At 74.7% G+C, this 10,268-nt stretch carries 2 protein-coding genes; both read right to left on the bottom strand.

Annotated elements, in window-relative coordinates; translation table 11 throughout:
* On the bottom strand, positions 1-6,081 hold a 6,081-nt coding region (locus HPT28_RS27280), incomplete at its 3' end, for a type I polyketide synthase (protein WP_306824670.1).
* The coding region (locus HPT28_RS26160) for an SDR family NAD(P)-dependent oxidoreductase (RefSeq protein WP_219094415.1) at positions 6,078-10,268 on the bottom strand (4,191 nt) is incomplete at its 5' end. The genes HPT28_RS26160 and HPT28_RS27280, both read right to left, overlap by 4 nt.

The following is a 10,268-nucleotide window of genomic DNA, read 5'->3' as shown; positions in this document are numbered from 1 at the left end:
CCGCACCACCGCGAGCACCCGGTGCCCCCTGCGACGCGCGTCCGACAACCGCTCCAGCACCACGAGGCCGACGCCCTCCGCGAACCCGGTGCCGTCCGCGGACGCCGAGTACGCCCGGCACCGTCCGTCCGGCGACAGCGCCCGCTGGCGGCTGAACTCGGTGAGCAGATAGGGGCCTGCCATCAGGGTGACGCCGCCGGCCAGTGCCATGGAGCACTCACCGGAGCGGACGGCCTGGGCCGCCAGGTGCAGGGCGACGGCCGACGAGGAGCAGGCCGTGTCCACCGAGGTGGACGGGCCCTCCAGCCCGAGGGTGTAGGAGATCCGGCCGGACAGGACGCTGGTCGTGGTGCCGGTCAGCCGGTAGCCCTCCAGCTCCGAGGACGTCATGCCGGCGTAGTCGGTGGTGACCGCACCGCAGAAGACACCGGTGTCGGTGCCGCGCAGGGATGTCGGGTCGATACCCGCGTCCTCGAACGCCTCCCACGCTGACTCGAGGATCAGCCGCTGCTGCGGGTCCATGGCGAGGGCCTCGCGTGGGCTGATGCCGAAGAACTCGGCGTCGAAGTCGCCGGGACGGCGCAGGAAGCCGCCGCCTCGGGTGTAGACCGTGCCCTCGTGGTCCGGGTCGGGGTCGTAGAGCCGTTCCACGTCCCAGCCCCGGTCGGTGGGCAGCCCGGTGATCGCGTCGCGTCCCGAGGCCACCAGCTCCCAGAGCTCCTCGGGCGAGGTGACGCCGCCCGGGTAGCGGCAGCTCATGCCCACGATCGCCAGCGGCTCGTCGGCCGGGGCCGTGCGCCGGGGCCGCGCCACGGGCCGCGCCTCGGCGGCGGCCGGCCCGGCCTCGGTGAGCAGCAGTCGGGTGACGGCCGCCGGGGTCGGGTGGTCGAAGATCAGCGTCGCGGGGAGCCGCACGCCGCCGCTCTGGGTGAGCCGGTTGCGCAGTTCCACCGCTCCGAGGGAGTCGAAGCCGAGGTCCTTGAACGACCGTTCCGGGTCGATGGCGGCCGCGGAGGCGTGGCCGAGGACGGCCGCGACGTGGTGCAGCACGAACTCCCGCGCCACCTGCTCGCGGTCGGTCTCGGGGACCGAGGCGAGCCGCTGGGCGAGCGATCCGGAGCCGTTGCGCTGCGCCGGGAGGCGGACGAGGCCGCGCAACAGGGCGGGCAGTGTCCCGGCGCGGGCCTGGTCGCGCAGCGCGGCCGCGTCGAGGAGCACCGGGGCGAGCAGCGCCGCGTCGGCCGTGAGGCACTGGTCGAAGAGTTCGAGGCCCAGTTCGTCGGAGAGCGCGCCGACACCCGTGCGTTCCAGGCGTGCGCGGTCGTTGTCGTCCAACGCTCCTGCCATGCCGCGCTGTTCGGCCCACAGGCCCCAGGCGAGGGAGGTCGCGGGCAGGCCCGCCGCCCGCCGAAGCTGCGCGAGCGCGTCCAGCGACGCGTTCGCCGCCGCGTAGTTCGCCTGCCCCGGACTGCCGATCAACGCCGCGACGGACGAGAACAGCACAAACGACGACAGCTCCATCCCCGCCGTCAACTCGTGCAGATGCCACGCCGCATCCAGCTTCGGCCGCATCACCCGGTCCACCTGCTCCGGCGTCAGCGACTCCACCACACCGTCATCCAGCACACCCGCCGCATGCACCACACCCGACAACGGACCCTCCAACGACTCGAACAGAGCCGCGAGCCGGTCCCGGTCGGTCACGTCGCACGCTTCGACACGGGCGCGGGTGCCCAGTGCCTCCAGTTCGGCGACCAGCTCGTCGGCACCCTCGGCCGCCGGTCCGCGGCGGCTCACGAGCAGCAGGTCCCGAGCCCCGTGCCGTTCGGCCAGGTGCCGGGCGATCAGCGCGCCGAGACCGCCCGTGCCGCCAGTGATCAGGACGGTCCCGCCGAGCTCCGCGGCGGCTTCGGCGGGGGTGGCCCGGGTCAGCCGCGGGGCGAACATCCGGCCCGCACGCACCGCGAGTTGCGGCTCGTCCGTCCCGAGCACGGTGCTCCAGTCCGGGTAGTCGCCGTCGGCCTCGGCGTCGACCAGTACGAACCGGCCGGGGTGTTCGGACTGTGCGCTGCGCAGGAGTCCCCACACCGCCGCCTGGGCGACGTCGGGGGTCTCCGCGTCCACGGCGACGGCGCCACGGGTCGCGACCACCAGGCGCGTCGCGCCGAGCCGCTCGTCGGTGAGCCAGCGTCGCAGCAGGGTGAGAACGTCCGGCAGGAGTCCGCGGGCCGCTTCGGCGGGGTCCGCGGACGGGCGGGCGCCCTGGGCGAGGTTGGCGATGGGCACCACGACGGCGTCGGGGGCCTCGGAGCCGTCGGCGAGCGCCTGTTCCAGCGTGGCGTCCAGGACGGCGTCCAGCTCGGCGTCCGGGCCGGCTGGTCCGTCCGCCCCGAGGACCGCGACGCGCGCCGCAGCCCCGGCGGCATCGGCCGCGACCGGTGTCCAGGCCAGCCCGTGGAGGGCGTTGTGGGCGCCGCGCTGGGCGCCGTCGATCCGGGCCTGCTCGACCGGGCGGACGACGAGGGAGCCGATCGTGACGACCGGCGCTCCGGACTCGTCGACGGCGTCCAGGTGGATCGCGGTGTCGCTCGTGGCGACCGAGCGGACGCGCAGGCGGGTGGCGCCCGGGCGGTCGAGCCGGACACCGGTCCAGCTGAACGGCATGCGGTGCTCGCCGCTTTCGCCGTCGGTCACCAGGCTGACGCCGCTCTGCAGCGCGGCGTCGAACAGCGCCGGGTGGATGCCGAACCTGGCGGCCTCGGTGTCGCCGGGCAGTTCGACCTCGGCGTAGGAGGTGTCGCCGTCCCGCCACGCGGCGCGCACGCCCTGGAAGGCGGGGCCGTAGTCGTAGCCGATCGTGGCCAGGTCGCCGTAGAGCTCGTCGACGGCCACGGGTTCCGCGCCCGGGGGCGGCCACTGCGCGGGAAAGCCGCCGGCCGGGGCCGTTTCCGGGGCGAGCACGCCGCGCGCGTGGCAGACGCTGTCACCGCCGGACTCGGGGCAGGTGTAGACGGCGACATCACGACGGCCGTCCTCGGCCGCCTGCCCGACCGTGACCTGGACCTGGACGGCAAGCCCCTCGGCCAGGATGAGGGGCGCCTCCAGTACGAGTTCGTCCACGGCCGGGGCCGCGGTCTGCCGTCCGGCGGCGAGCGCGAGCTCGACGAGTCCGGTGCCGGGCACGACCATCGTGCCGAGGAGCAGGTGCTCGGCGGCCCACGGCTGGGTGTCGGTGGACAGTCGGCCGGTGAACAGCCACTCGTCCCGGTCCCCGATCTGCACCGCGCCGGCCAGGATCGGGTGGCCGACGGCGCCGAGCCCGGCGGCGGTCACGTCGGCGGGGCCGGTGCCGGGGTTCAGCCAGTAGCGCTCGCGCTGGAACGCGTAGGTCGGCAGGTCCACCGTCCGGGCGCCGCTGTCGCGGTAGAACGCCGGCCATTCCACGGTGGCACCGGCGGCGTGGGCCCGGCCGAGGAAGCCGGCGAAGGTGGCCGCCTCCGGGTGCTTGGCGCGCAGGGCGGGGAGGAGCACGGCGGCGGCGCCCTGCTCCAGATGTGCGTCGAGGCACTGGCGCGCCATCGCGGTCAGCACCGCGTCCGGGCCCAGTTCCAGGAAGCGGCGGACGCCCAGGTCCCACAGGGTGGCGACGCCGTCGGCGAACCGGACGGCCTGCCGGACGTGCCGGACCCAGTACGCCGCGTCGAACGCGGAGACCGGTTCGCCGGTCACGTTGGACACGATCGGGATGGTCGGCTCGTGGAACTCCAGCCCGCGGGCGACGGCCTCGAACTCGGCCAGCATGGGTTCCATGCGGGGCGAGTGGAACGCGTGTGAGACCCGCAGCCGGGAGGTCTTGCGCCCCTCCCAGCGCGGCAGCCACTCCTCGACGGCGTCGGCGTCGCCGGAGACGACGACGGCGCGCGGGCCGTTGACGGCGGCGATCTCCAGACGGCCGGCGAACTCGCCGAGGGACGCGGCCACCTCGGCCTCGTCGGCCTGGACGGCGACCATCGCGCCCCCGGAGGGGAGCGCGCCCATCAGCCGCCCGCGCGCGGCCACCAGCGTGCACGCGTCGCGCAGCGACAGCGCTCCGGCCACGTGGGCCGCCGCCAGTTCGCCCACCGAGTGCCCGATCAGGTGGTCGGGGCGGATGCCCAGCGACTCGACCAGCCGGAACAGCGCCACCTCGACCGCGAATAGGGCGGCCTGGGTGAACTCCGTGGCGTCCAGGCTGCCGTCCTCGGTGACCAGCAGCTCCCTGACCGGGCGGCCCAGCAGCGGGTCCAGCTCGGCGCAGACCTCGTCCAGCGCCTCTGCGAACCGCGGGAACTCGTCGGCCAGTTCGAGCCCCATCCGGGCGCGCTGCGAGCCCTGGCCGGTGAACAGGAACGCTGTCTTGCCGCCGACGGCCCGGCCGCCGGGCTCACCGGTGGCGACGGCCGCCAGGCCGGAGAGCAGCTCGTCCCGGTCCGAGGCGACGACGACGGTTCGGTCGTCCAGCAGCGCCCTGGTCGTCGCCGCGGAGTGGCCGATGTCGGCCGGGGTCAGTTCGGGGCGGTCGGCCAGGTGCGCGCGCAGCCGCTCCGCCTGCGCGCGCAGGGCGGCCGGGCCGCGCCCGGACAGCAGCACCGGGACGGCGGTCGGCGGCCGGACGTCCTCGGCGGGCACCGCCGTCCCGGTGGACTCCACCGCCTCGACGGGTGCCTCCTCCAGGATCACGTGCGCGTTGGTGCCGCTGATCCCGAACGACGAGACACCGGCACGCCGCGGGCGGCCGGAGGGCGTGGCCCACGGGCGTCGCTCGGTCAGCAGCTCGACCCGGCCCGCGTTCCAGTCGACGTGCGGGGACGGCTCGTCCACGTGCAGGGTCGGCGGCAGCACGCCGTGGCGCATGGCCTGCACCATCTTGATCACACCGGCGACCCCGGCGGCGGCCGAGGTGTGGCCGATGTTCGACTTGACCGACCCGAGGAGCAGCGGGCCGTCGGTCCGCTCGCCGCCGTAGGTCGCGAGGAGTGCCCGCGCCTCGATCGGGTCGCCCAGGGTCGTTCCCGTGCCGTGGCCCTCGACGGCGTCGACCTCGGCCGCGCTCAGGCCCGCGTTGGCCAGTGCCGCCCGGATCACCCGTTCCTGGGAGGGACCGTTGGGCGCCGTCAGGCCGTTGCTGGCACCGTCCTGGTTGATGGCGCTGCCCCGCACCACCGCGAGGACCCGGTGCCCCTTGCGGCGGGCGTCGGAGAGCCGCTCGACCACGAGCAGGCCGATGCCGTCGGCGAAGCCGGTGCCGTCGGCGGAGGCCGAGTAGGCCTTGCACCTGCCGTCCGGGGCCAGGCCCCGCTGGCGGCTGAACTCGAGGAACAGGAACGGGCCGGCGATCACTGTCACCCCGCCGACCAGCGCCATCGAGCACTCTCCCGCCCGCAGCGCCTGCGCGGCCAGGTGGATCGAGACGAGCGAGGACGAGCAGGCCGTGTCCACGGTGACGGCGGGACCCTCGAGTCCCAGGTTGTAGGCGACCCGGCCGGAGATCACGCTGCTCTGGGTACCGCTGAGCCGGAAGCCCTCCAGCTCGGGCCGTCCCGCACCGCCGTAGTCCGAGGTGACGGCACCGCAGAAGACGCCGGTGTCGGTGCCCCGCAGGGACGTCGGGTCGATGCCGGCGTCCTCGAACGCCTCCCAGGCCCCTTCCAGCGCCAGCCGCTGCATGGGGTCGATCGCCAGCGCTTCCCGGGGGCTGATCCCGAAGAAGTCAGCGTCGAAGTCGCCGACGCCGTCGACGAAGCCGCCGGCCCGGGTGGACACCGTGCCCGGCTGCTCGGCGTCGGCGCCGTGCAGCCGCTCCAGGTCCCAGCCGCGGTCGGTGGGGAAGGCGGTCATCGCGTCCTTCCCGGACTCGACCAGCTTCCACAGCCCGTCCGGCGATGTCACCCCGCCCGGGTACCGGCAGCTCATGCCGACGATGGCCAGCGGCTCGGTGTCGCGCTCCTCCAGCTCCCGCACCCGGCGGTTGGCCGTGCGCAGCTCGGTGGTGACCTTCTTGAGGTAGGTGCGCAGCTTCTGCTCGTCCGTGTTGGCGTTCATGCCGACCCGAGCTCCTTGTCGATCAGATCAAACATCTCGTCGTCGGACACCACGTCCAGGCCGCCGTCCGATTCCGCGTCCCCATCGCCCGTCTCGCCGTCGACACGGCTGAGCACGGCGCGCATCCGGTTGCTCAGATAGCGCAGGCGTGGCTCGATCTCGGCCAGCCCGCTCTCGTCCTCGGCGACCCTGATCAGCAGCTCCTCAAGCCCGCGGAGCTGCTCGTCGAACGGCGAGCGCCGCTCCTCGGCCGCCACGCCACCGGCGTCCGCGCCGACCTCCTTGAGGAGCAGCCGCGCGACCTGCGTCGAGGTCGGGTGGTCGAAGACGAGCGTGGCGGGCAGCCGGAGGCCGGTGCTGCGGCTGAGCCGGTTGCGCAGTTCCACCGCCGCCAGGGAGTCGAACCCGAGCTCCTTGAACGGCCGGTCGGGGTCGACCTCGGCGCCGGAAGCGTTGCCCCGGACGGCCGCGACCTGCGTCTGCACCAGATCCAGTACGACCTGCTCGCGGTCCAGTTCGGGGACGCCGGCGAGCCGATCGGACAGCGAGCCGGACCCGGACCCGGCCCGCCGGGCCGGAGTGCTGACCAGGCCGCGCAGCAGCGCCGGGAGCATGCCGTCCCTGGCCTGCACGCGCAGCGCGGCCGGGTCCAGCGTCACCGGGACCAGGAGCGCCGCGTCCGCTCCGAGGCTGCGGTCGAACAGCTCCAGGCCGAGTTCGGCGGAGAGCGCGCCGATTCCGGTTCGCCGCATCCGGGCGAGGTCCGCCTCGTCCAGCTCGCCGGTCATGCCGGTGGAGTCGGCCCACAGGCCCCAGGCCAGTGCCGTGGCGGGCAGCCCGGCCGCTCGGCGCAGATGGGCGAGGGCGTCGACGGCGGCGTTGGCGGCCGCGTAGTTGGCCTGTCCCGGGTTGCCGAGCTGGGCGGCGGCCGAGGAGAACAGCACGAACGCGGACAGGTCCATCCCGGCCGTCAGCTCGTGCAGGTTCCAGGCCGCGTCGAGCTTGGGCCGCATCACCCGCTCGATCTGCTCCGGCGTCAGGGACTCGATCACCGCGTCGTCGAGCAGGCCCGCGGAGTGCAGGACGGCGGTCAGTGGCCGGTCCAGTGAACCGAGCAGCTCGGCCACCTGCTCCCGGTCGCCGACGTCGCAGGCCGCGACCCGGACGTCGGCGCCACGGGTCTCCAGGTCGGCCACCAGCTCGGCCACCCCTTCGGCGGCGGTCCCCCGGCGGCTGACCAGCAGCAGCCGCCGGGCCCCGTGCCGCTCCACCAGGTGCCGGGCGAACAGCGCGCCGAGACCGCCGGTACCACCGGTGATCAGCACCGTTCCGTCCTGGTCCAGCGGCGCCGGAACGGTCAGCACGACCTTGCCGACGTTGCGGCCCTCGCGCAGGAAGCGGAACGCCTCCCGGCCGCGCCGCACGTCCCAGGCCCTGATCGGGGACGGCTGGAGAACCCCCTGCTCGAAGAGCGCGGTGATCTCTCGCAGCATCTCCTGAATGCGCTCCGGCCCGGCCTCCATGAGGTCGTAGGAGCGGTACCGGACGCCCGGGTGGGACTCCGCGACGGCCTCCGGGTCCCGGATGTCGGTCTTGCCCATCTCGATGAACCGGCCGCCGCGCGGGAGCAGCTCCAGCGAGGCGTCGACGAACTCACCGGCGAGCGCGTCCAGCACGACGTCCAGTCCGGCGCCGTCGGTCGCGCCCAGGAACGTCTGCCGGAAATCCAGGTCGCGCGAGGAGGCGATCCGATCCGCGGCCACGCCCAGGGCACGCACCGCGTCCCACTTGGCCGGGCTCGCGGTGGCGAACACCTCGGCGCCGAAGTGGCGGGCCAGCTGCACGGCGGCCATGCCGACGCCACCCGCGGCGGCATGCACCAGCAGCCGTTCCCCCGACCGCAGCCCCGCGAGATCGACCAGCCCGTAGTAGGCGGTCAGATACACCACCGGCACCGCGGCGGCCTCGGTGAAGCCGAGGCACTCGGGCATCGGCACGACCGTGCGGCGGTCGGCGACGGCCACCGGTCCGAACGCGTCGGTGACCAGGCCGAAGACGCGGTCGCCCGGCCGCAGGTCCGTCACGCCGGAGCCCACTTCGAGCACGACGCCCGCGGCCTCGCTGCCCAGCGGCGCGTCACCCGGGTACATGCCCAAGGCGATCAGCACGTCGCGGAAGTTCAGCCCCGCGGCCCGCACCCCGATCCGGACCTCGCCGACGCCCAGCGGCCGGTCGCCCTCGGAGGGCATGACCGCCAGGTCCTCCAGCGAACCCCTACGGCCGATGCCCAGCTTCCACGCGCTCTCCGGAGCCCCGCCCGTGGCCCGTTCCAGCCGGGGCGCCAGCACTCGGCCCTCCCGCACCGCGAGCTGGGGCTCGTCGCTCTCCAGCAGCGCTCCCCAGTCCGGCTCGGCACCGTCGTCGTCCAGGTCCACGAGCACGATCCGGCCCGGATGTTCGGACTGCGCGCTGCGCACCAGGCCCCACACCGGGGACACCGTCACATCCGGCGCCTCGTCCCCGACGGCCACACCGCGCCGGGTCACGACGACCAGCCGGGGCTCACCGGGCCACTCCTCGGCCAGCCACCGCTGCACCAGTGACAGCGTGTCGGCCGCCACCGCACGGGCCGCCCGCGCCGGTTCCATGGGGGCGGCCCCGGCTGTGGCGTCGTCGGTGGCAGGAACGTCGGCGATGACGGCGTCCGGCGCCTCCTCTCCCGCGGACCATGCCTGGTGCAGCGCGCCCAGATCCGCGTGGTCGGTGCCCAGCCGCACCACTCGGGCGGCGGCCGGGCGCGTGGCGGCGACCTCCGCCCAGTCCACCCGGAAGAGCGTGTTCTTCGTGCCCCCCGCGCTGTCGAGCTGCGCCGGGTCGAGCGGACGGAGGCCGAGGGAGCCGACGGCCGCGACCAGCGCGCCCCCCTCGTCCACGACGTCGACCCGCAGCGCGGAACCGTCGGCGGGCGCGATCCGCACCCGCACCCGGCCGTCCGCGGCCGCCCGTCCCAGACGCACCCCGGACCAGGAGAACGGCAGATCCACCGAGGAGCCGGGCTCCTTGGGCAGCAGCGCACCGTGCAGCGCGGCGTCGAACAGTGCGGGGTGCACGTCGAAGCCACCGGCCCCGGCGTCCTCGGGCAGCGCGACCTCGGTGTAGACCGTGTCACCGGCCCGCCAGGCCGCCCGCACGCCCTGGAAGAGCGGGCCGTAGTCGAGCCCGATGTCCGCCAGCCGCTCGTAGAACGAACCCACGGCCACGGGCTGCGCGCCCATGGGCGGCCACTGCGCGGGGAAGGGCTCGGCGGAGGCCGCCTCCGCGGCGAGCCAGCCACGCCCGTGGCAGACCGCCTCCCGCTCCTCTTCCTCGCCGTCTTCGGGGCGACTGTAGACCGCCAGTTCGCGGCGGCCGTCGGCACCGGCAGGACCGACGGTGAGCTGGACCTGCGCGGCATCTTCGTCGCCCAGCACGAGCGGCGCTTCCAGCACGAGCTCGTCCAGCACCGGGCAGCCCAGCTCGCGTCCCGCCGCCAGCGCCAGGTCCACGAGCGCGGTTCCCGGCACGAGAACCGTGCCCAGCACCGCGTGGTCCCTGGTCCACGACTGGCCCTCCTGGGAGAGCCGGCCGGTGAAGACCCACTCGTCACGGTCGCCGACCGGAACGGCGGCAACCAGCACCGGGTGCTCCACCCGCCCCTGCCCGGCCGCGGTCGCGTCGCCGGCCCGGTTGCCGGGGGCGAGCCAGTACCGCTCGCGCTGGAAGGCGTAGGTGGGGAGCGCGACCCGCCGCCCCGCGGCGTGGAGCTGCCCCCAGTCGACGCCGACTCCGGCCACGTGGGCCTCGGACAGGGACGTCACGAACCGGCGCGGCCCCCCGTCGTCCCGGCGCAGGGACCCCACCGTCGCCGCCCGGCCCTCCACCGTCTCCTCAACAGCCATGGACAACACCGGATGCGGAGACATCTCGACGAAACACCCGGTACCGCTGTCGGCCAGCGCCCGCACAGCCGGTTCGAACCCGACCCGGCCCCGCAGATTCCGGTACCAGTACCCCGCGTCCAGCGACGCGGTGTCGATGAACCGGCCCTCGACCGTGGAGTAGAACCGCACCTTCCCGGACACCGGCGCGACGGGAGCGAGAACCTCCAACAACTCGGCCTCGATCGCCTCCACCTGCGCGGTGTGAGA

Origin of the sequence: Streptomyces sp. JJ38 (genome assembly GCF_019303475.1) — a bacterium.
Classification (GTDB): Bacteria; Actinomycetota; Actinomycetes; order Streptomycetales; family Streptomycetaceae; genus Streptomyces.
This window is presented reverse-complemented; position numbering and strand designations above follow the sequence as displayed.